The organism is Ruegeria sp. AF7, assembly GCF_056541885.1.
Genome location: NZ_JBQFYX010000002.1, coordinates 354,656 through 376,703 on the forward strand (window position 1 = coordinate 354,656; position 22,048 = coordinate 376,703).

The 22,048-nt window shown below is 58.9% G+C and carries 22 protein-coding genes; 12 read left to right on the top strand and 10 right to left on the bottom strand.

Features of this window, described 5'->3' with window-relative positions; genetic code table 11:
* Positions 1-24 precede the first annotated feature (24 nt).
* Positions 25-2,070 (top strand): ATP-binding protein, encoded by a 2,046-nt coding sequence (locus ACR0AP_RS07185; protein ID WP_480506221.1) that lies wholly within the window; start codon positions 25-27, stop codon positions 2,068-2,070.
* A 76-nt stretch (positions 2,071-2,146) separates the two neighbouring features.
* Here the strand turns inward: ACR0AP_RS07185 and ACR0AP_RS07190 are convergent, their stop codons facing one another.
* Entirely contained in the window at positions 2,147-2,593 is a 447-nt protein-coding gene (locus tag ACR0AP_RS07190; protein ID WP_267365674.1) for a DUF4174 domain-containing protein, read from the bottom strand.
* 168 nt (positions 2,594-2,761) lie between these two features.
* On the opposite strand from ACR0AP_RS07190, the gene scpA reads away from it, so the two are divergent.
* From scpA to ACR0AP_RS07220, 6 genes are all read left to right on the top strand, one after another.
* Entirely contained in the window at positions 2,762-4,888 is a 2,127-nt protein-coding gene (gene scpA / locus ACR0AP_RS07195; RefSeq protein WP_480506222.1) for a methylmalonyl-CoA mutase, read from the top strand.
* Positions 4,889-4,991: 103 nt separating this feature from the next.
* Positions 4,992-5,594 carry a VOC family protein gene (locus tag ACR0AP_RS07200; protein ID WP_480506223.1) on the top strand — a complete coding sequence of 201 codons (603 nt, stop codon included), beginning with the start codon at positions 4,992-4,994 and terminating at the stop codon, positions 5,592-5,594.
* Positions 5,591-6,079: an N-acetyltransferase family protein gene (locus tag ACR0AP_RS07205; RefSeq protein ID WP_480481948.1), complete on the top strand. Its 489-nt coding sequence runs from the start codon at positions 5,591-5,593 to the stop codon at positions 6,077-6,079. The genes ACR0AP_RS07200 and ACR0AP_RS07205 overlap by 4 nt, the downstream gene beginning before the upstream one ends.
* A 45-nt stretch (positions 6,080-6,124) precedes the next feature.
* Positions 6,125-6,805, top strand: a complete 681-nt coding sequence (locus tag ACR0AP_RS07210; protein WP_267365678.1) for a molecular chaperone DjiA — start codon at positions 6,125-6,127, stop codon at positions 6,803-6,805.
* A gap of 4 nt (positions 6,806-6,809) precedes the next feature.
* On the top strand, positions 6,810-7,811 hold the full coding sequence (locus ACR0AP_RS07215; protein ID WP_480506383.1) for an endonuclease/exonuclease/phosphatase family protein: 1,002 nt from the start codon (positions 6,810-6,812) through the stop codon (positions 7,809-7,811).
* Between the two features lie 37 nt (positions 7,812-7,848).
* Complete coding sequence (locus tag ACR0AP_RS07220) at positions 7,849-8,223, top strand: hypothetical protein (protein WP_480506224.1); 375 nt, start codon at positions 7,849-7,851, stop codon at positions 8,221-8,223.
* A gap of 12 nt (positions 8,224-8,235) precedes the next feature.
* Here ACR0AP_RS07220 and ACR0AP_RS07225 read toward each other — a convergent pair whose 3' ends face one another.
* The 5 genes from ACR0AP_RS07225 to ACR0AP_RS07245 all read right to left on the bottom strand — a co-directional run bounded on the left by ACR0AP_RS07225 (position 8,236) and on the right by ACR0AP_RS07245 (position 14,021).
* Positions 8,236-9,780, bottom strand: a complete 1,545-nt coding sequence (locus ACR0AP_RS07225) for a Ppx/GppA family phosphatase (protein WP_480506225.1) — start codon at positions 9,778-9,780, stop codon at positions 8,236-8,238.
* 49 nt (positions 9,781-9,829) lie between these two features.
* The gene (locus tag ACR0AP_RS07230; RefSeq protein WP_480506226.1) at positions 9,830-10,519 is read right to left on the bottom strand and encodes an HdaA/DnaA family protein; all 690 of its coding nucleotides are present in this window, start codon (positions 10,517-10,519) and stop codon (positions 9,830-9,832) included.
* The gene (locus ACR0AP_RS07235; RefSeq protein WP_480506227.1) at positions 10,520-11,593 is read right to left on the bottom strand and encodes an AI-2E family transporter; all 1,074 of its coding nucleotides are present in this window, start codon (positions 11,591-11,593) and stop codon (positions 10,520-10,522) included.
* 89 nt (positions 11,594-11,682) lie between these two features.
* The gene (locus tag ACR0AP_RS07240) at positions 11,683-12,657 is read right to left on the bottom strand and encodes an isopenicillin N synthase family dioxygenase (RefSeq protein WP_480506228.1); all 975 of its coding nucleotides are present in this window, start codon (positions 12,655-12,657) and stop codon (positions 11,683-11,685) included.
* On the bottom strand, positions 12,657-14,021 hold the full coding sequence (locus ACR0AP_RS07245) for an FAD-dependent oxidoreductase (protein ID WP_480506229.1): 1,365 nt from the start codon (positions 14,019-14,021) through the stop codon (positions 12,657-12,659). The genes ACR0AP_RS07240 and ACR0AP_RS07245 overlap by 1 nt, the downstream gene beginning before the upstream one ends.
* Before the next feature lie 169 nt (positions 14,022-14,190).
* On the opposite strand from ACR0AP_RS07245, the gene proS reads away from it, so the two are divergent.
* A complete protein-coding gene (proS, locus tag ACR0AP_RS07250) occupies positions 14,191-15,531 on the top strand; it encodes a proline--tRNA ligase (protein ID WP_480506230.1) in 1,341 nt (446 codons plus the stop codon).
* A 128-nt stretch (positions 15,532-15,659) separates the two neighbouring features.
* On the opposite strand, the gene ACR0AP_RS07255 is transcribed toward proS, so the two are convergent.
* The gene (locus ACR0AP_RS07255) at positions 15,660-16,019 is read right to left on the bottom strand and encodes a hypothetical protein (RefSeq protein WP_267366022.1); all 360 of its coding nucleotides are present in this window, start codon (positions 16,017-16,019) and stop codon (positions 15,660-15,662) included.
* A 355-nt stretch (positions 16,020-16,374) separates the two neighbouring features.
* Here ACR0AP_RS07255 and ACR0AP_RS07260 point away from each other — a divergent pair, with 355 nt between their 5' ends.
* On the top strand, positions 16,375-17,670 hold the full coding sequence (locus tag ACR0AP_RS07260; protein WP_480481931.1) for a lipoprotein-releasing ABC transporter permease subunit: 1,296 nt from the start codon (positions 16,375-16,377) through the stop codon (positions 17,668-17,670).
* Entirely contained in the window at positions 17,663-18,349 is a 687-nt protein-coding gene (locus ACR0AP_RS07265; RefSeq protein WP_480486346.1) for an ABC transporter ATP-binding protein, read from the top strand. Before ACR0AP_RS07260 ends, ACR0AP_RS07265 begins: the two co-directional genes overlap by 8 nt.
* On the opposite strand, the gene ACR0AP_RS07270 is transcribed toward ACR0AP_RS07265, so the two are convergent.
* On the bottom strand, positions 18,333-18,770 hold the full coding sequence (locus ACR0AP_RS07270) for a DMT family transporter (RefSeq protein ID WP_480486344.1): 438 nt from the start codon (positions 18,768-18,770) through the stop codon (positions 18,333-18,335). The two genes, ACR0AP_RS07265 and ACR0AP_RS07270, sit on opposite strands and share 17 nt — an antisense overlap.
* A gap of 97 nt (positions 18,771-18,867) precedes the next feature.
* Here ACR0AP_RS07270 and ACR0AP_RS07275 point away from each other — a divergent pair, with 97 nt between their 5' ends.
* Entirely contained in the window at positions 18,868-19,281 is a 414-nt protein-coding gene (locus ACR0AP_RS07275; RefSeq protein WP_480486343.1) for a c-type cytochrome, read from the top strand.
* On the opposite strand, the gene ACR0AP_RS07280 is transcribed toward ACR0AP_RS07275, so the two are convergent.
* Both ACR0AP_RS07280 and ACR0AP_RS07285 read right to left on the bottom strand, forming a co-directional pair.
* Positions 19,278-19,964, bottom strand: coding sequence for a hypothetical protein (locus tag ACR0AP_RS07280; RefSeq protein ID WP_480506231.1), 687 nt, complete (start codon positions 19,962-19,964; stop codon positions 19,278-19,280). The genes ACR0AP_RS07275 and ACR0AP_RS07280 overlap by 4 nt on opposite strands.
* 42 nt (positions 19,965-20,006) lie before the next feature.
* Positions 20,007-20,669 (bottom strand): DNA-3-methyladenine glycosylase I, encoded by a 663-nt coding sequence (locus tag ACR0AP_RS07285; RefSeq protein WP_480506232.1) that lies wholly within the window; start codon positions 20,667-20,669, stop codon positions 20,007-20,009.
* A gap of 418 nt (positions 20,670-21,087) precedes the next feature.
* On the opposite strand from ACR0AP_RS07285, the gene ACR0AP_RS07290 reads away from it, so the two are divergent.
* Positions 21,088-22,038 carry an ABC transporter substrate-binding protein gene (locus ACR0AP_RS07290; protein ID WP_209504562.1) on the top strand — a complete coding sequence of 317 codons (951 nt, stop codon included), beginning with the start codon at positions 21,088-21,090 and terminating at the stop codon, positions 22,036-22,038.
* Positions 22,039-22,048: the final 10 nt, after the last annotated feature.

Below are 22,048 nucleotides of genomic sequence, written 5' to 3' on the forward strand. Positions count from 1 at the left end.
GAACACCAAGCCAAAGGACGTTTCATGTTCAATAAGATCCTGATCGCCAACCGGGGCGAGATCGCCTGCCGGGTCATCAAGACCGCCCGCAAGATGGGTATCGGCACCGTTGCCATTTATTCGGACGCGGACAAGAACGCGCTGCATGTGTCGATGGCCGACGAAGCCGTGCATATCGGTCCGCCCCCGGCGAACCAGTCCTACATTGTGATCGACAAGGTCATGGATGCCATCCGTCAAAGCGGCGCGCAGGCGGTTCATCCCGGCTATGGCTTCCTGTCGGAAAATTCGAAGTTCGCCGAGGCGCTCGAGGCCGAAGGTGTTGCCTTTGTTGGGCCCCCTGTCGGTGCAATCGAAAGCATGGGCGACAAGATTACTTCGAAGAAGATCGCACAGGAGGCCGGAGTTTCGACCGTTCCGGGTTACATGGGGCTGATCGAGGACGCGGACGAGGCGGTCAGGATCTCGAACGACATCGGTTATCCGGTCATGATCAAAGCCAGCGCCGGTGGCGGTGGCAAGGGCATGCGCATCGCGTGGAGCGATGAAGAGGCGCGCGAAGGCTTTCAGTCGTCCAAGAACGAAGCCGCAAACTCGTTCGGAGATGACCGGATCTTCATCGAAAAATTCGTAACTCAGCCGCGCCATATCGAAATTCAGGTTCTGTGCGACAGTCACGGAAATGGCATCTACCTGGGTGAGCGTGAATGCTCGATCCAGCGCCGGAACCAGAAAGTGGTGGAAGAGGCGCCGTCACCCTTCCTTGATCCCGAAACCCGCAAGGCGATGGGTGAACAGGCTGTCGCTCTGGCCAAGGCCGTGAACTACGCGAGTGCTGGTACGGTCGAGTTCATTGTGGACGGAGACAAGAACTTCTACTTCCTCGAAATGAACACGCGCCTGCAGGTGGAACACCCTGTCACGGAACTGATCACCGGCGTCGATCTGGTCGAGCAGATGATCCGTGTCGCAGCGGGTGAAAAGCTATCGATAACGCAGGATGACGTGACCCTGACCGGCTGGGCGATTGAAAACCGTCTGTATGCGGAAGACCCGTATCGCAACTTCCTGCCGTCGATCGGTCGTCTGACCCGGTATCGCCCGCCGCAGGAAACCGCGGCCGGTCCGTTGCTGGTCAACGGCAAATGGCAGGGTGAAGCACCCGATGGTGAAACCGCCGTGCGCAACGATACCGGTGTTTACGAGGGCGGCGAGATCAGCATGTATTACGACCCGATGATCGCCAAGCTCTGCACTTGGGCGCCGACCCGTGAAAAAGCCATTGAGGCGATGCGCGTGGCGTTGGACAGTTTCGAAGTGGAAGGCATCGGTCACAACCTGCCGTTCCTGTCGGCAGTGATGGATCATCCGAAGTTTGTAAGCGGTGACATGACAACGGCCTTTATCGCTGAAGAATATCCAGACGGGTTCGAGGGCGTAACGTTGCCCGAAGTGGATCTGCGCCGGATTGCTGCATCCTGCGCCGCGATGCACCGCGTCGCCGAAATCCGGCGCACCCGCGTGTCGGGCCGGATGGACAATCACGAACGCAAAGTAGGCAAGCGCTGGGTTGTGACATTGCAGGGGCAGGATTTCGCCGTGCAGGTCAATGCCGACAAAGAGGGGTCAACGGTCAAGTTTGACGACGGATCGTCCCTGCGTGTCGCGTCGGACTGGACGCCGGGCGATCAACTTGCGGTTCTGGACGTGGATGGCAGCCCGCTGGTTCTGAAAATCGGCAAGGTCTCGGGCGGTTTCCGCGTTCGCAACCGCGGCGCGGACTTGAAAGTACATGTGCGCCGCCCACGGCAGGCGGAACTGGCCAAGCTGATGCCGGAAAAACTGCCACCAGATACCTCGAAATTGCTGCTCTGTCCGATGCCCGGCCTTGTCGTGAAGATTGACGTCGAAGTGGGGCAGGAAGTGCAAGAAGGTCAGGCACTATGCACAATTGAGGCGATGAAGATGGAAAACATCCTGCGCGCTGAAAAGAGGGGCGTGGTCGCCAAGGTCAATGCAGGTCCCGGTGACAGCCTTGCTGTGGACGACGTGATCATCGAGTTCGAGTGACCATGTTGGCGCTTTCGACATACAATCCAAAGTTCCCGGCGCATCGCACCGGGGCCTTTGGACATGGCGAAAGCGTTCAGCCCCCTTCGCGCCGTTCGCGAATCTCGCGTTCGCGCAGGGGGGTCTTGTCAATAGACCTTCCAATCTCACGCACGCTCCACGGGCTGGGTTTGCGCAACTTGACCACGCCGTCCTTGTCGACGAACACCATCTGGAATCCACGCGGGCGCAACTTGGTCCGGATCGGAGACCGGGCAGACGGGTCCGTGTCTGTCAGCACGATGACATCACGGTCGCGCATGGCTGCTTCTTCTGCGACAAGCATATCGATCTGCTGCTGGAACCGCGGATCGGCGGGCGTGTCAGCGAAAACTACGATGGGGCGTTTTACCCATAAAAACTCGCTGAGTTCACTTTCACCCACCGGGCGGACAAAGCTGTCATCAGACGGCGCGGTTCCGTCTGCCGCCAAGGCGGCCAGAGGGATTAGTGCCGAGAAAACAAAGGCAAGCGTGCGTGTCATGTGGCCTCCTGTTCTTTCGAATATAGCCCCTGTGCCCGCGATTGCGACCGGCGATTTGCGCCGGGTGACCACATTTTCGCGCTTGCGCCTGAATGACCAGGCCAAGTGCAGGACCTTGGCGCGGGCGCTTTCAGCGGCCGCCATCCGTATTGACGAGAGGAAATCGAAATGACCGACACGAAGGACTGGAAAGCGCTTGCCGAGAAAGAGCTGCGCGGACGTCCGTTGGACGACCTGACCAAGGAAACGCTGGAAGGCATCGCGGTCAAACCGCTTTACACCCAGGAAGACACCGCCGATCTGCCGCATATGGGGTCGTTGCCGGGCTTTGGCCCGTTTACTCGCGGTGTTAAGGCCACGATGTATGCCGGGCGTCCATGGACGATCCGCCAATATGCGGGTTTCTCAACCGCCGAGGAGTCGAACGCGTTCTACCGGCGCAATCTGGCGGCGGGCCAGCAGGGCGTTTCGGTTGCCTTCGATCTGGCGACGCATCGCGGTTATGACAGCGACCACCCGCGCGTGGTTGGAGACGTGGGCAAGGCCGGTGTCGCCATCGACAGCGTCGAGGACATGAAGATCCTGTTTGACGGCATTCCGCTGGACAAGGTCTCGGTCTCGATGACGATGAACGGGGCGGTGATCCCGATTCTGGCCAGCTTTATTGTTGCTGGCGAAGAGCAGGGGCATGACAAATCCGTTCTGTCCGGCACCATTCAGAATGACATTCTGAAAGAATTCATGGTGCGCAACACCTATATCTACCCGCCTGAACCGTCGATGAAGATCATCTCGGACATCATCGAATACACGTCGAACGAGATGCCCAAGTTCAACTCGATCTCGATCTCGGGCTATCACATGCAAGAGGCCGGGGCGAACCTTGTACAGGAACTGGCCTATACGCTGGCTGATGGGCGTGAATACGTCCGTGCCGCGACTGAGGCCGGGATGGACGTGGACAAGTTCGCGGGCCGTTTGTCGTTCTTCTTTGCCATCGGCATGAATTTCTTCATGGAGATCGCCAAACTGCGCGCCGCTCGCACGCTATGGCACCGGGTAATGACCGAGTTCGGGGCAAAGTCCGAACGGTCGAAAATGCTGCGCACCCATTGCCAGACTTCCGGCGTTTCGCTTCAGGAACAGGACCCTTACAACAATGTTATCCGCACCGCCTATGAAGCGATGAGCGCAGTTCTGGGTGGCACCCAATCGTTGCATACAAATGCTCTGGACGAGGCAATTGCGCTGCCCACCGATTTCTCGGCCCGCATTGCGCGGAACACGCAGCTCGTGCTTCAGGAAGAAACCGGTGTAACTGATGTGGTCGATCCTCTGGCCGGTTCTTACTATGTTGAAAGCCTGACCAATGAACTGGTCGAAAAAGCCTGGGCCCTGATGCAAGAGGTCGAAGAGATGGGTGGCATGACCAAGGCGGTTGCCTCGGGTATGCCCAAGCTGCGCATCGAGGAAAGCGCAGCCCGTCGTCAGGCCATGATCGACCGGGGCGACGAAGTGATCGTCGGCGTCAACAAGTACCGCAAGGAACAGGAAGACCCGATCGACATTCTGGATGTCGACAACGTCGCCGTGCGTGAGGCGCAGGTGGCGCGGCTGGAACGCATTCGCGCAACCCGTGATGAAGCCGCGTGCCAAGCCGCGCTGGACGCCCTGACCAAGACCGCCCAGGAGGGCGGAAACCTGCTGGCCGCTGCGGTCGAAGCCGCCCGCGCCCGTGCATCCGTAGGAGAGATCAGCATGGCAATGGAGAAAGAATTCGGCCGCCACCGCGCCGAGGTGAAAACCCTGGCCGGTGTCTATGGCGCTGCTTATGAGGGCGACGAAGGCTTTGCCGCGATCCAGAAATCCATCGAGGACTTTGCCGAGGCCGAAGGCCGCCGCCCCCGTCTTCTGGTGGTCAAAATGGGGCAGGACGGGCATGATCGCGGTGCCAAGGTTATCGCCACGGCCTTTGCAGATATCGGGTTCGACGTGGACGTTGGCCCGCTGTTCCAGACACCTGCCGAGGCCGCGCAGGACGCGGTGGACAATGACGTACATGTGGTCGGCATTTCCTCGCAGGCGGCGGGGCATAAAACACTGGCACCCCAGCTAGTGGAAGAGCTGAAGAAAGCAGGGGCCGACGATATCATCGTGATCTGTGGCGGGGTGATCCCGCAACAGGATTACCAGTTCCTGTATGACCATGGGGTCAAGGCCATCTTTGGTCCGGGCACCAACATTCCCGAGGCCGCTCAGGACATTCTGCGCCTGATCCGCCAGGCACGGCCCTGACACAAGGCAAGTCTTTCAACGAAAGCTCTTGTGATCCTGCGCCAATGGCGAAAACATGCGACCGGATCCCTTTGGGTCCGGTCGTTTTCGCAGGAGGGTGCGCATGTTACTCGATCATCTGGCCGTCGCGGGCGAAACGCTTGAAGAAGCGTCTGCACACATTGAACAGGCGCTTGGTGTTGCACTGCAACCCGGTGGGAAACACGAAAAATTCGGGACACATAACAGGCTGCTGGGGCTCAGGGACGGGCTCTATCTGGAAGCGATTGCCATCGATCCGCAGGCGCAGCCTCCGGGTAGGCCGCGATGGTTCGATCTGGACAATTTTCAGGGCGGCCCGCGTTTGACGAACTGGATATGCCGGGTCGAGGATATCGAGGCCACACTGTCGATCTTTCCCGATAGCACCGGAGAGCCCATCGACCTGACCCGCGGCGCGTTGCAATGGCGCATGGCGGTTCCGCCAACGGGGCGTTTGCCGTTCGACAATCTGTTTCCCGCCCTTATCGAATGGCAGGGCGACCTGCACCCGGCAAACATGTTGCAGGACAGCGCGTGCCGGTTGCGGCGTCTGGTTGTCTATCACCCCGATGCCCTGATACTGGCCCGTCAACTGGGTGAACTGGATCATGTGGTGTTCGATACCGGCCCCGCCGCTTTGCAGGCAGAGATCGAGACTCCTCATGGGCTTCGGGTGCTGGAATGAACATACGCCCGGCCACAGCGTCAGATGCACCAGCCATTGCCCGGATCACCAATGCGATCATCCGGGACACTTTGGTCACTTTCACGACGGACGAACGCAGCGCCGCCCAGATTGCCGAAGATATCAAGGCACGCTCGCCCGGTTTTCTGGTTGCCGAGCACGACAGCCACGTTATCGGCTTTGCCACATATGGCCCTTTCCGCACCGGGCCCGGTTATGCGCAAACCTGCGAACATACGATCCAGCTGTCACCGGATGCGTGGGGCAAAGGGCTGGGACGTGCGTTGATGTCAGAGCTGGAGGAAGTCGCGCAAGCCCAAGGCGTTCATGTTCTGGTCGCGGGCATATCCTCGGCCAATCCGGGGGCTGAGGCGTTTCATGCCGCACTTGGCTATTCGAAAGTCGGGGTGATGCCCGAAGTCGGCTTTAAGTTCGGCCAGCGGCTGGACCTTGTGCTGATGCAGAAAATTCTTGGTGCTGAATGACCTGTTGCACCTGACAGTCCCGAATTGTGACGCTAGGGTGCGGTCATGTCGATCTGGACTCGCATATCCGATGCGCTCAGCGCGCTTGCCCAGGGCGAAAGCCTGACCGCAGTTTTTGAAAAACTACGCTCGCCACCGGAACGGTCCGTGGCCTTTACGATTGCGGTCATCGCACTGGGTGCCAAAATGGCCAAGGCAGACGGTCAGGTGACCCGTGATGAGGTCACCGCCTTTCGCGACGTGTTTCAGATCGCGCGCGAAGATGAGGAAGGTGCAGCCCGCGTCTTCAACATGGCCCGTACGGACGTGGCGGGATATCAGGACTACGCCCGCAAAATTGCCCGCATGTTTTCCGAAGACAGCACAACCCTGTGTGACCTGATGGAAGGTCTTTTTCACATCGCGATGGCGGATGGTTTCTATCATCCGAACGAAAACGCGTTTCTCGAAGATGTCAGCCAGATTTTCGGGCAAACCGACGCGCAGTTCAAAGCACTGCGGGCGCGCTTTGTTCCGGATGCGCCAAACGATCCTTACACGGTTCTGGGCGTTCCACATGACATGCCGCTGCCCGACATTCGCAATGTCTGGCGGCAGCTGGTTCGGGAAACGCACCCCGACGCCATGATGGCCCGGGGTGTCCCCGAAGAGGCGATCCGGCTGGCCGAGAAAAAGATGATCGACATCAATCGCGCCTGGGATGAAATCAACGGCGCGCGGGCCTGATCAGATGCGGCTGGCGACCTATAATATCGAATGGTTCGCCAATCTGTTTGACCAGAAAGACAGGCTGATCGTCGATGACAGCTGGTCCGGCAGGCACGACGTCACCAAAGCGCAGCAGATCGAAGCGATTGCCAAGGTTCTGACTGCCATTGACGCTGATGCGATTGTAATCGTCGAGGCGCCCAACACGGGCAGACGCCAGAACACGGTTCGGGCCCTGCAAGCCTTTGCCGAAGCGTTCGACTTGCGCACGTCTGATGCGGTGATGGGCTATGCAAACGACACGCATCAGGAACTGGCATTGCTCTATGACAGAACGGTGCTGAGTGTTCGCCACGATCCCAAGGGAGATATTGCAGATACCACAGCCCCCCGGTTCGATGGTGTATTCAAAATCGACCTCGACATTGATGCGACCGAGGATGTCGTGCGGTTCTCCAAACCGCCGATGGAACTGGCGGTGACGACGCAAGCGGGGCACAACATCCGCCTGATCGGGGCACATCTGAAATCCAAGGCACCGCACGGTGCCGAATCGCGGGACGAGGCGATCCGGATTTCGATTGCCAATCGCCGCAAACAGCTGGCGCAAGCGATCTGGCTTGCACGGCGCGTCGAATGGCATGTCGCGCAAAAACAGCCCGTCATCTTGCTGGGGGATCTGAATGATGGCCCCGGGTTGGATGAGTTTGAACACCTCTTTGGCCGCTCGTCGGTCGAGGTGTTGCTGCAAGCCGGATTGTTCGATCCGAACGCCGTCACAGCCTATAGGTTTCGGCCCGGGCCGGTGCCTGCCACTGCGCGCTTTGCCCGTCCGGAGGAAGGCAAATTTCTGGACGCTTTGCTGGATTACGTAATGATTACCACGGACCTGCAAGCAAATCGCCCGTCCTGGCGTATCTGGCACCCGTTTCAGGATGCCGCCTGTTGGGCTGAACCGGAATTGCGACAGGCGCTTTTGACAGCCTCCGATCATTTTCCAGTCACGCTGGATATTGAACTGTGACCTTTCCAGCCTGCCACACGGGCCTTATATGTCAGGTATGAAACGCATATTGCTGATCAGCACGATCTCCATGTTCCTTGCTGCGCCCTCCATGGCACAGGAAGACAATGAAAAATCCCTGATGGAACAGGGGGCCGAACTGTTTTTCGAAGGTTTGCGCAAGGAAATGGAACCGGCATTGGAAAACTTGCTGGGTCTGGCGGAAGAGCTTGGCCCGGCGATGCAGTCCTTCTTGCAGCAGATGGGCCCGGCACTTGCTGAACTGGCGGCCGAGGTCAAGGACTGGAGCGTTTATGAACCGCCCGAGATCCTGCCCAATGGCGATATCATTATCCGCAGAAAACTGACCCAAGAGCCATCCGAGCCCGAAAAGCGGGATATCGAGGTGCCAGAAGGACCCACAGACATCTGACCTGGTTAAAGGTCAGCCCCTGATAATCACGCGAGTCTGAGATTTCAGTGCTGCTGCCAAAGCGCTGAACCGGGCTTCAGCCACTTCGCTGAACAGGGGGGCAGCGGATTCGGGCAGATACAGTTCCAGTTCTCGCTTTTTTGGGAAAAACTTGAGCTGCCCCATATTGGCATCGTTGTGCATCCACAGCATCGCGCCAAAGCGCATGGCCTTGCCCAGAATTTCGGCTTGTTTCTGGCTTTTTTCATCCAGCAATTCGTAAAGCCGAGAGAACCGGTTGCCTTCCCGTTTGTTGCGATAGCGGTGTTGCAGTGCCAAACCGATGAAAACACGTTCGGAGTGCTTCAGGCCACCCAGATTGGCGCGCGTGACGTTGTCGAAACACACCTCGGCCCGATAGTCGGGATGCGCGCGCCAGCTTACATCGTGCAGCAGGCAGGCCGCCTTGATCAGGCGCACTCTGCTGGGCGGTGCCGATCTAAACAGCGGGATGACAAAATCATAGAGGTTGCTGCCAAATCCCGGCAGGCGGGCGTCCTTGGCTTCCGAGAACCGGCTGGCTTCGATAAGCGGGTCGCGGTCGCGCACTTCCTGCGGCATCTGCTCATACAGCAACCCCTCGCGGATACCATAGCTTGAGATGGCGATATCTTTGGGTTTGAACGTACGGATCAGCCGTGCCAGAACATCCATCGCGTAAGGGATAAGCGCCATGCGCGAGCTGGACACGCCCGCCTGAGCACGCAACTTTTCACTATCGTGTTTTTCGATGTATTTGATCGTCTCGCGCACCTGCTTGGTGGTCATGCGGTATTCATGCAGCACGTTCAGCGGATAGCCCCGCCGCAGCATGTCCAGCCGCGCAAAGGCGCGCCAGCTGCCGCCGACCAGAAACAGACGGTCCCGCTGCTGGCCCATCTGATTGCGCAGATCCTCCATCGTTTCCTTGATATGCGCTTTTCGCGCACGTCGCCCGCCTTTGATGTCACGCAGTTTCAGCGGCCCAAGTGGCGAGGTCACTCGGCGGCCGACCTGACCACCGCCGATTTCGGCCAATTCCATCGACGACCCGCCGATATCGCAGATCAGCCCATAAGCTCCGGGCCATCCCAACAGGACACCCTGTGCCGACAGGCGGGCTTCTTCGTCACCGTCAATGATGGCCACCTGCAAACCGGTTTCAGCCTGCACCTGATCGCAGAACTCGGGCCCATCCGAGGCTTCTCGCACAGCAGCGGTGGCGACAACATGCAAACCGGGCAAATCCAGATCCATTGCCAGGTGCTGGAACCGTCGTAGTGCCGACAAGGCGCGTTCGCGGCCACGCGGGTTCAGTCGCCCGGTTTCGGACAGGCCCGCCCCCAGTTCGCACATGACCTTTTCATTGTAGAAATAGGCCGGTGATCGGGCCGCCCCGTCGAAAATGACCATCCGGACCGAGTTCGACCCGACATCGACAACCCCGACGCGCGACAGCGCCCGTGCGTCCGGTTTGTCAAACAGGGGCTTTCCGAACGTTCCCCAGTCCGGGATATCGGTTTTGACGGTCTGATCCATGTGTGTTCCAGATAGTTCTGCCTGAGGATGCGAAATTGACGTCAGCGGGTCAATCATTGGTCTCGACCTCATCCGGGGCCGTGTTCAGTACGCGAATGGCAAGCGCGCGTGTAATGTCGCGTTTTTCAGCCAGGGCCAGTTGGTCCAGTTGGGATACAACGTCGGCTGCGCTTTCAAACCGCCGGTCCATATGCTTGACAAGATAGGCGATGACATCGGGGCCGGGGTTGAGCTGCCTGTCGACAAACAGCTTGGCAAGTACTGCGCCCAGCAATGCGTCATCGGGCGGATCCAGTGCGACGTGATGGGCGCCTTCGACCCGGCTTTGCAGGTCGGCCAGCGGCAACTCCCAGAATTTCGGTGCAAGACGGCCTGTCATCAGCAGGGGGTGCCCCTCGGCCAGAACAAGATTATGCAGGTGGAACAGCGTTTTTTGCAGCTCGAGATCGCCGGCGATCAAAGGCACGTCTTCGATCGCAATCGGCATACGCGCCAGGTCTGGCACATCGTCATATCTTAGATTGCTGGCCTGAAGGATACGCCCGCCGGTTTCAGCGGCCCAGACATGGGCCAGATGGGTTTTGCCCGCGCCAGCAGGCCCACTCAGCACCAGTTTGTTGCCGGGCCAGGACGTGGCCGAGATCATTGCCACCGCCAGCGCATTGGCCGGTGACACAAAGAAATCCTCTCGCCCGAGCGCAGTTTTGGCGGGCAGATCAAAGCTGAGTTGTCGGGCCATTTACTCGGTTTCCTGATCCAGACCTTCAAGACCAGTGTACAATCTGCTGTCGAGGTATAGCGATGTGGCAAAGCGGGCCAGCACGCCCAATGCTGCGGCGACCGGGACAGCGATTAGCATGCCGACGAAGCCGAACAGCGCGCCAAAGACCGACAGGGCCAGCAGGAGCCAAACCGGGTGCAGCCCGACAGAGCTGCCGACCAGCTTGGGTGTCAGGAAATTGCCCTCGGTGACCTGCCCAACGGCAAAGATACCCGCGATCAGCCCGATATGAGCCCAGTCACCCCAGAACTGAAACAGCGCAAGCCCGATGGCCAGCGAGCCTCCGATAAGGGCACCCAGATAGGGAATGAACGTGACCAGGCCCGCGATAAAGCCCACAATCAGACCGAATTGCAGGCCAGCAAGCATCAGTGCAACCGCGTAATAGGTGCCAAGGATCAAGCAGACTGTTCCCATGCCGCGCACGAACGAGGCCAGAACCGCGTCGATCTCACCCGCCAGCCGCCTGATGATGGGGGCGTGGTCACGTGGCAGCAGTTCTCCGATGCGGGCGGTCATGCGATCCCAGTCCAACAGCAAGTAGACGGCCACAACCGGCACAATGACCAACAGAACAACGATGTTGATCGCGGAACCCAGCGAGGACAGCACCGTCTGCATAACGTCCCCGGTCTTGGATTTCAGCGTTTCGCCAAAGGACACCAGCATCGCGTGCGTGCTCGATTCCCGGTCAAGCAAGGACGGGAACTGTTTTTCTATGAAACTGCGCAACTGTTTGAACAGATCAGGCAGTACATCGACAAGATCCAACAACTGGGTGATCAGCGCAGGGACCACCATCAGAATTGCCAGTACAAACCCCAGAACACCGACGACCGTGATGACCGCCGTAGCGGCCATACGCGACAGGCCCAGCCGCTCCAGCCGGTCAGCGACCGGATCAAGGAAATAGGCAATGGCCCCACCGATGACAAAAGGCAACAAGACATCCCCAAGCGCCCACAGGATCAACGCGAAAACCGCAGCGGCGATGCTCCAGTATCTCAGCTGATCCTTAACCGGCAAAGCCATGGCGATCCCCTTGTTCAGGCCCTTGCAGGTGTTCTTGGCGCATCAAAGCCCATGATGCAAGCGGTTCATGGCGCTTGCGTTTACAGAGGTCAGCCGCGCAACGTTCCCAATTCCGGGGTGTCTTCGGTGGCGGTTTCGTCGGGCCAGTTGGTGCGCCAAATCTCGGCCGACCAGTGACCGCAATGAACCGCCGGACGGTCAAAGCCGGGCAGGGGCGGCAGCAAAGGCGCGACGACGACGTCGTGACGGGGCACCGCGAAATAGGGAAAAGAGTACCGTTCCCGCCCCGACCGGTTCACAACCCGATGGGGCGTGGATTTCAACCGCCCGCCCGACCACAGCTCCAGCATGTCACCGATATTCACCACGAAACCACTGGGCGGGCAATCGGGCGAGATCCAGCCACCGCTGCGGGTCTGCACCTCAAGCCCGCCCACCGGATCGGGGGCAATGATGGTCAAGGCGTCGGTATCCTTGTGCGGATGGATGCCATAGCCCGCCTCATCCTCGGCCTGAGGCGGGTAATGCAGCAGGGTCATGTTGGTCATCGGGGCCCGGAATGCGCTGCGCAGCGCGTCGGATTTCAGATCCAGCCCTGCCTCTAACGCGCCCAGCAACAGATCGGTGACGCGATCCAGTTGCCGCCAGTAACCCAGAATGACCTCTTTCGCACCGGGTACGTCGCCAGGCCAGATGTTTGGCCCGTATAACGCGCAATCCTCACGCACCGGATCGTCAGCCGCGACCTCGTGATGCAGTTTGTAGCCTTCGTATTTGTCGGCCTCGCCCGATCCATCATTGGGTGTGAAAAACCCCATGGGAATATAGCCGCGATAGTTGGCGCGGGTGATGGCCTGATCCCATTTTCGTGCGTCATCGACGGCAAAGATCTGTCGGGTGATCTGACGCACCTGATCCACGGTTTGCCGGGATATGCCAGTCCCGGTGATCGACAAAAAGCCGATCCCCTGACAGGCCGCAAGGATGTGCCGGACCGTTGTGTCATAGGCTGCGGTTCCTGGTGCAGTCAAAGGCGCGATATCAATCGTTGGGATACTGTCCATCAATGAATCCTCACCCCCTGGCGTTGCAGTTCAGCGCGAACCGGTGCCAGATTCAGCTGGTCCAGCTCCTGATTGCTTTTCAGTGAGACCGCAGCGGCAATGCCCGCGCCCTGACCCATGACGGCGCAGCAGGCCATATTTCGCGTTGCGGCATGCGCCACCCGGTCCGCGCCATGTGAGCGTCCTGCAACCAGCAGACCTTTGATGCCCTTGGGCAGCATCGACCGATAGGGGATTTGCATATACCGCCCCGTAGTTGGCAGGATCAGAATGCCATAGCCGTCGATGAACTCGGGATAGATACCTATCGTATCCTCGAACCGGCCCTGATGGCGGGCATCGTTTTCGGTCATGTTGTAAACGGCATCGATCTTGCGGGTGTCGCGGATGCCGATGGTCATCCCGAAATTCCGCAAACGCGCGTTTTCGCAACCGGGCATGAACCGGCGCAGCGCCTCGATGGCCAGCATGGTCTGGCGGCGACCTTCAATCTCGCCGCGCGTCAGGCTGTCCGGGTCGGTGCCATCGATCTCGGCCAGATGGATGAGGTTCATGTAGGTCAGCTCGCCCGTGTCATGCATCGCGCCCCAGGTTCCGGCGATGGTATTCAGGTGCGGCGGGATCAGCCCCTCATCAATCGCTTGCTGGAACGGTTTGTGCACGAAGGGTGAGAACATGTCGTCCTCTTTCCCCGAGGTCTCAATGTTCCACTCTCCGCCGCCGCCCCAGTCCTTGTAGGTCTGCGGGTCAGCTTTCACACCTTCCATAAAGGCCCGCTTGTCAACGCCCGCCAGGTGAAACATGACCGAGGCCGCCATCATGTCCTCGCGCGGAGTTTTGTGGGTCGGCGCGCCCGAACGATGGGCTACATCCGCGTCGCCGGTGGCATCAATGACGACCTTGGCCAAAATCGCCTCGCGCCCGGCCTTGGATTCTGTGATGACGCCGGTGATCCGGTCTCCATCCAGGATCGGCGCGACGAATTGTCGGTGCAGCATCGGGTGCACGCCCGCCTCTTCGACCAGCTTGTCGGCGACCAGTTTGAAGCCTTCGCTGTCCAACTCATAACTTAGCGACTGGCTTTCCGGAACGGCGGCCCCCATCTCCTTGGCGCGGGTTTCGAACTCCATCCCGATGCCGCCTGCCTCGACGGTTTGCTCGTGCCGGTACCAGGCAAATCCTTCGACGCCGACCGCCGTGATGTTGCCACCCATGCAGCCGAACCGATCAATCAAAGATACCTCGGCCCCCGCACGTGCCGCTGCAAGCGCTGCGGCCAACCCGGCGGGGCCGGAACCGACGACCAGAACATCGGTTTGATGAATGACGGGGATTTGGCGTGCGGGTTCCTGAATGGTCTGCATTGGCGCCTCATGGAATTTGCGTTTCCGCTACCATTGGGATTCCCGATTGGCGGGTCAATCAAAAAACCGACTGCCGCAAGGTCGGAAAAACACCAATGCGCGATTGCCCCCGGCGGGGCTTTGGCATAATCACCTGTCCAGTCGAATTCTTACCTTTGAAGGTCCGTCCATGCGCCTGAGCCGTTACTTTCTGCCCGTTCTCAAGGAAACCCCGTCCGAGGCTCAGATCGTCAGCCACCGGCTGATGCTGCGTGCAGGGATGATCAAGCAGGCCTCTGCCGGGATTTATTCCTGGTTGCCGCTGGGCTTCAAAGTGCTGCGCAAGCTGGAAAACATCGTCCACGAGGAACAGGCGCGGGCCGGTCACATCGCGATCCAGATGCCCATCATCCAGTCGGCGGATCTGTGGCGTGAATCCGGGCGCTATGACGATTACGGTCAGGAGATGCTGCGGATGAAGGACCGGCATGACCGGGACATGCTGTTCACGCCGACGGCCGAGGAATTGGTTACAGATATCTTCCGCGGCCACGTCAGCAGCTACAAGGATCTGCCGCTGACGCTCTACCAGATCCAGTGGAAGTTTCGCGATGAAATCCGCCCGCGTTTCGGCGTGATGCGGGGCCGTGAATTCTACATGAAGGACGGATACAATTTCGACCTGACCAAGGAAGATGCGCTGCACGCCTATAACCGCCATCTGGTCAGCTATCTGCGCACTTATGAACGGATGGGACTTCAGGCGATTCCGATGAGCGCCGATTCCGGCCCCATCGGTGGCGATGACACGCATGAGTTCCTGGTTCTGGCCGATACCGGCGAATCCGAAGTTTTCTATGACAGTGCTGTCACTGACCTGACCTTTGGCGACCGTGACATCGATTATGACAACCGCGAACAGTGTCAGGCCATTCTGGAAGAGTTCACTTCGAAATACGCGCGCACTGATGAAACCCATGACGAGGCGCTGTTCAATCAGATCCCCGAAGAACGCCGCCGCGTGGCGCGCGGCATCGAGGTGGGTCAAATCTTTTACTTTGGCACCAAATACTCCGATCCCTTGGGCGCGACTGTCCAAGGCCCGGATGGCAAACCGGTTCCGGTTCACATGGGCAGCCATGGTATCGGTGTCAGCCGCCTTGTAGGAGCAATCATCGAGGCCAGCCATGACGACAAGGGCATCATCTGGCCCGAGGGCGTGACCCCATTCCATTGCGGTATCGTCAACCTCAAGCAGGGCGATGAAGAAGCCGATGCAGCCTGTGACAAGATCTACACGGCGCTGACGGCTTTGGGTCTGGAGCCGCTTTATGACGACCGCAACGAACGCGCTGGCGGTAAATTCGCCACGATGGACCTGATCGGTCTGCCCTGGCGCATCACGGTTGGCCCGCGCGGTCTGAAGAATGGTGTGGTTGAACTGACCTGCCGCCGCACTGGCGAAAGCGAGGAACTGAGCCCCGAAGCGGCCGTCACCAAAGTTGCTGAGATTTACCAGAAGATCGCCTGAGCGACCATCAGTTGCTGCATGAAGCGGGCGTTGAAATACGCCCCGTGATCCGGAAGGGGTGCCGGAGGCTCAGACCTGGCGGCCCTTCCCAAGCTACCTGAAGGCCGACCGCGTCAGTCGGTCGGTTCTCAGTTTTGATCCGACGTCGGGCGTTCGGCCAGGACGTCTCCGTTGGCTCCGTCACCTGTGGCCACAACAATCGGGCGGCCAAGGCGGCTGATCAGTTCGCGAAACTCAATATCCAGAAAGCGCAATCCGCAAATCCGCGCATCGGTTGCCCGATCCGTGATACACAAACGGCCTTGCCGGAAAACCAGACGATATCCTTTGTCTTTCAGGATGTCTGCCAGATTGCCCCAGCTTGCCGCGGTGACAAAGATCGGCCGGATGGCCGCGCGCAGCAAGGCTGCGGTTTCACAATCCAATTCTGTTGAAGCCTGGCGGGTCGAAATTGCACCCGCGCCATTGGTTGAAATTCGTAAATTCATTGAGCGACCCCCGCTCTTTAAATGTGTTCCCCCTTGGTTAGGGTGGCAAAGTTTCTGAAAATAATCAAAAAGAGTAATAAAATTTCACACTTATTGTTGCCTTTACGATTCAGTGGCTCACGATGTGCGATGATTAACGTCATACCTGAAACAATCACCTTCTGTCTGTGATGCGCTTCACAACTCATGGTGTAGCGCCCGAATTGGAAGACACCTGTTTTGCACGTGTATTTTGGTCATGTCCTGAAACGATTCGGCTCTTTCAGGCTGAGGAACGAGTTCAGAGTGACAACCGGCTTGACCATTGGGCGAAATGCCGAAAGGGTCGCCGCAAACAAGAAAACCCGGAGCAGGCATGGCCAAGACACCCCCGCCCTTTGCCCCTTTTGAATGGAAAATCGCCTGGCGATATCTGCGCGCGCGCAGGGCCGAAGGCGGTGTCAGCGTGATGACATGGATCTCTTTGATCGGGATCACGCTTGCCGTGTTTGCCCTGATCGCTACGCTGGCTGTCCGTTCAGGTTTTCGCTCTGAATTCGTCGGCACCATTCTGGGCGCCAATGCGCATGTGACGGTCTATTCCTCGGGTGAATTTGACGCGCAGGGCCGGGTGGATCGAACAATTGCCGACTACAAGGAACGCACCGACCGCATAGCGCAGGTGCCCGGAGTTGAGCGTGCCGCACCGCTGGTGAAGGGGCAGGTGCTGATCACCAACCGCGACAGCAGCAGCGGGGTCGAGGTGTTTGGCATCCGACCCGACGATCTGCTCGACCTGCCGGGTATCGCGCAGGCGGAACAGGCGGCGGGGGACCTGTCGGACTTCCAGACGGGTGAGGATGTCATCGCCATTGGATCGGGTGTGGCCCGCAGCATCGGGGCCACTGTCGGGGATGTGGTCAAACTGACCTCGCCCAACGGGGTCAAAACCGCCTTTGGCACGTCGCCGCGCGTGAATGCCTATCGCGTTGTCTATGTGTTTTCGGCCGGCCGCTATGACATCGACCGCACCCGCGTCTACATGCCGTTTTCGCAGGCGCAGGGCTTTTTCAACCGTGAAGGTGTGGCGGATGAGATCGAAGTGATGGTGGACAAGCCCGAAGATCTTGGCCCGATCCTGATTCCCATTCTTGAGGCGTCGGGCGAGCGCAGCCAGATCTGGACGTGGCAGGACGCATCCGGCGGCTTTCTGCGCGCGCTCGAGGTTGAGGATAATGTGATGTTCATCATCCTGTCGATCCTCGTTCTGATTGCTGCGATGAACATCGTTTCGGGCCTGATCATGCTGGTCAAGAACAAAGGGCGCGATATCGGTATCCTGCGCACGATTGGCCTGAGCGAAGGATCGGTTCTGCGTGTCTTTTTCATCTGCGGTGCGTTCACCGGCCTGATCGGCACTGCAATGGGGGTTATCCTGGGATGCCTCTTTGCAATCTACATTGATCCGATTTTCTCATTCGTAAACTACGTGATGGGCGGTGGCGTGTGGGATCCGTCGATCCGTGGCATCTACGCCCTGCCGGCCGAACTGCATCTGAGCGATGTGCTCAAGGCGACGGGCCTGTCGCTTGGCCTGTCTTTCATCGTCACCTATTTCCCCGCCCGCCGCGCGGCGCGGCTGAACCCGGTCGAGGCGCTGCGCTATGAATGATGTCACCTTGCGACTGAACGGTCTGACCAAGACCTACCTCAAAGGCACACCGGGCGAGGTGCAGGTTCTGCGCGGGGTCGACCTCGAACTGCGCGCGGGTGAGGCTGTGGCCATGGTTGCGCCGTCAGGGGCGGGTAAATCGACGCTTCTGCACATCGCCGGTCTGCTGGATAGGCCTGACAACGGAACCGTGGAAATCGGGGGGCAGAATGTGAACGGCAAGGGCGACCGAACCAGAACGGCGTTGCGTCGGCAGGATATCGGGTTCGTATATCAGTTCCATCACCTGCTGCCCGAGTTTACGGCGCTGGAAAACATCACATTGCCGCAACTGGCCAATGGCGCGTCCGAAAAAGCTGCTCAGGCACGGGCATTGGACTTGCTGGACCGTGTGGGCGTCGCCCCGCGCGCCAGCCACCGCCCTGCGGCGCTGTCGGGCGGTGAACAACAACGCGTGGCTTTTTGCCGGGCGCTTGCCAACGCGCCGCGTGTTTTGCTGGCTGACGAACCGACAGGCAATCTGGACCCTGAAACTTCGGATCAGGTGTTCGATGCGCTGATGACACTGGTGCGGGACGAGGGATTGTCGGCGTTGATCGCGACCCACAACCTCGAACTGGCGGCGCGCATGGACCGAATGGTCCGGCTTGAGGGCGGCGTGCTCAGGCCAGTTGAGTGATTGCAACACCGATGGCCATGACCGCGATACCACTCGCCCGCATCAGGGTGAGTGGCGCCACCTGTGCGCCGAACAGGCCGAAGTGATCGATTGCCGCGGCACTGATCAATTGCCCCAACAGGACAAAGAACACGGCGTTTCCCACACCGAAATGCGGGGCGACATGGGTGATCGACAACACATAGAATGCAATCAGGATGCCAGCGAACAACAGGTGTTTCGGGGCCTGCGCAACCTTGGACAAGGCTGCAAAACCGGGAAACAACAGCATGGTCAGCACCGAGGCGGCCAGGGCAATTGCAAACAGCACCACAGCTGCCGTTGTCGGTGATCCGATGACCTTGCCAAGGGCCGCGTTAAGAGCGGCCAGTATCGGAATTCCAAATCCGGCGGCCAGCATGATGGCTGCGTATTGTGTCATTGCCCGAACCCTCTGCACCTGTTTCGTTGATCTGGATCATTGCGCCCATATGCCTGTCGGGCAACCCTGCAAATGTCAATTGTGACAGGAGGATACGATGTTCAAGGCAACGATCGGTATGCTGGTTCTCGGGGTTTCGGCTGCTGCCGCACAGGCTGCTTGGGCGCAGGATGCCGTGACCGGAGAGGAACTCTATTTGCATTACTGCGCGACCTGTCACGGGATTGACGCAACCGGGCAGGGGCCGATGGCCAGCGTGCTGGTTGTTCAGCCGTCCGATCTGACCGCATTGTCCGGCGAAAGCGGGGTGTTCCCGACCGCCCGCGTTGTCGCCCGCATCGACGGCAGGGATCCGCTGGTCAGCCATGGCAGCCCGATGCCGGTCTATGGCCCTTATTTTGACGGGCAGGACACATCCATGAAAACACCGGAAGGTCAGCCGATCCTGACCAGCCAGCCGATCGTTGATCTGGTGGCGTATCTGGAAACCCTGCAGCGCGCCCGGAACTAACTGCAAATCCCTTCGATCCTGGCTTCGCTCCACGGGATCAGGACCGGGCGCTCGCGCCCCTGTTCCGGCAGGGGCGACAGATCAAAATGGGCACCCAGCATGTCGTGTAGTCTTTTAGTGCGCTTGGCCTGAGGGGCCAGCGCGCGACAGCACACGTATTCCTCGACGATCGCGCCCTGCTGTTCGAACCCGTAGGTCAGAAAATCCGGAGAAGTTTCGAGGTCGAACAGATACGGATCCCTTCGGCCCCCATGTTCCGCCGCAGCGCGCAGGGGGTGGTAACCCGTGGTCCGGCGATTCTGCCATTGCCAGACATGCGTCAACTCATGGGCCAAAAGCATCGCGGCCAGCAGGTTCATCTGATCCGGAAAGTCGGACATATAGTCCTCCAGATACCAGTCGCGGGTAAAATAGACTTTGTTGAACAGGGCCACGGCGGCAGGTTTGCCCGTCACCGGCCCGGGGTCCACCGGGGGCAGAATGCGCTCGCGGCAGGCCAGTCGCGGGCGTTCTTCGCGGAAATACGTCACGTTGGTAACCGGGGCACCTTCGACCAGACGGATGTGATCCAGATTCAGGGTTCCCCCCTGGATGGTCTCCGCAAAATCGCGCTCCTGCTCGGTCAACTCTCGACCGCAGGCGGCCAGCAACAAAAGAGAAGCAAAGAATAAACGCAGAACCATAAGTTGAATCTTATTCCGCTGCGGGTATTCCGCAAACCGTTTTCACAGACTCATGGCCAGAACCCGGCTGATTTCCGTTAATGATCGCCCGGACTGACCCATCCATGTATTAAAGGCGTTCTGAACCGCCTCCATCGCTTTCTTCGAGGTGGCAGGCTTGTCGATCACACCTTCGGCAATCAGGCGGGCGGTGACATCCTGGGACAGAATGAAACTGTCCCGCCCGGCAAACCGCATCGCGTATTGCGCCGAAGCGCCGCCCAGTCGGGCCCCGCGTTTGGCCAACATGGCCAGAAGATTGACGTAGTCATCAGATGGCCAGCCGCCCAGCACTTTACCCACGCCGCCTTCCTCGCGCAGCTCAAGCAGGAACGCAGCGTTATCCCGTACAGCCGCGATCTTGGTTCCATTCCTGACGATGCGCGTATCCTGCAACAGGGTGTCAAACTTCTCATCATCCATGAACGCGCATCGCCCCACGTCGAACCTGTCAAAGGCTGTTTCGAACCCGTCCCATTTGTTTTCGATGACTTTCCAGTTGAAACCGGCCTGAAAGATGCATTTCGTGATGACCGACAGCCAGCGGTCCTCAGGCATCGCTGCCAGTTCCGCGGGGGTTTTCGGTTTGCTCAGTTTTGCGTCCAGTGCTTCTGGACCGCCGTGGCGCGCGGCTGCGATTTCAAAGATTTCGTCAAACGTTCGCATCTGTCTAACCTTGATGTTGCCCGACATTGAATGTTTATCTTTTGTTCTTGTTTGGCAACGAAAAATCTGACCTCTCCCAGATTTGATGCAGTCCCCCGAATAATAGGATTCGCAGAAAAATGCGGATTTTTGAAAGAAGTTCTCGACAAAAGGTGGCAAAATGTTTTCTGATTGACTCGTCAGTCAACGTCCCGTCTTAGCGAAATGGAACAAGGGCAAGCCGGGTTGGATGCATAAAGAGAGCCGGGAAGGGGAAACAAACTGGCAGCAAGATCTTTTCCACAATTTGGAAACGGATCACTGTTCTTTTCCAGCCAAATTTGTGCATGCTGCGGCATGGCATTGTCATCAGACAGAAAGACCGGCGGGGAAAACCTTGCCGGGATGGGCAAAACAAATATGACAGGGAGTTAAGTCCATGAAAAAACTAAGTGTAAGCCTAATGGCTCTGAGCGTTGCAGGCGCAGCGCAGGCGGCGGATATGGGTGCCGTGGATGAACCGATCAAACTGGCGATCAACGAATGGACCGGCCAGCACGTGACCACGCATGTGGCGGGTGAGATGCTCAAGGCAGCCGGGTACAACGTCGAATATGTGACCGCGGGTATGATGAACCAGTTCCAGGCGCTGGCCGATGGCGACATCGACGCGACACTGGAAATCTGGTCTTCCAACGTTTCCGATGAATACGCCAAGAAAATCGGTGAAGGTACTGTGGTCGAAATCGGTGATCTGGGTCTGGATGCCAAGGAAGGCATCGCATACCCGGCGCATGTGGCCGATCTGTGCCCGGGCCTGCCCGCATGGGAAGCGCTGAAAGATTGTGCACAGGTCTTTGCGACGGCGGAAACTCTGCCCGGTGGTCGTCTGGTCGACTACCCGGCCGATTGGGGTACTCCGGGCGCGGATCGCATGACCGGTCTGGAATTGCCGTTCAAAGCCGTACCAGCAGGGTCCGAAGGGGCGCTGATCGCGGAATTGCGCGCTTCGACCGAACGCAAATCGCCACTGCTGATCACCTTCTGGCAGCCGCATTGGGCGATGTCGGCCTATGACGTTCAATTCGTTGAACTGCCCGCCGGTGAAGAGGCGTGCTTCAGTGATCCGGCCTGGGGCCCGAATCCGAACGCTGTCAATGACTGCGACTTCTCTCCCTCGCGCATCTTCAAAGCCGGCTGGAGCGGTATGGAAGAGAAATGGCCAGCAGCCTTTGAAATCCTGACCAACTATCAGCTGGCGGTTGAAGACCAGCAGCCGATGATGGGCGCGATCGACGTTGACGGCGGAAAGGTCGAAGAAGTTGTCGCCGCATGGATGGCTGAAAACGAAGGCAAATGGCGTCCGGTTGTAGACGCGGCAACCCAGTGAGCCCGCGTAA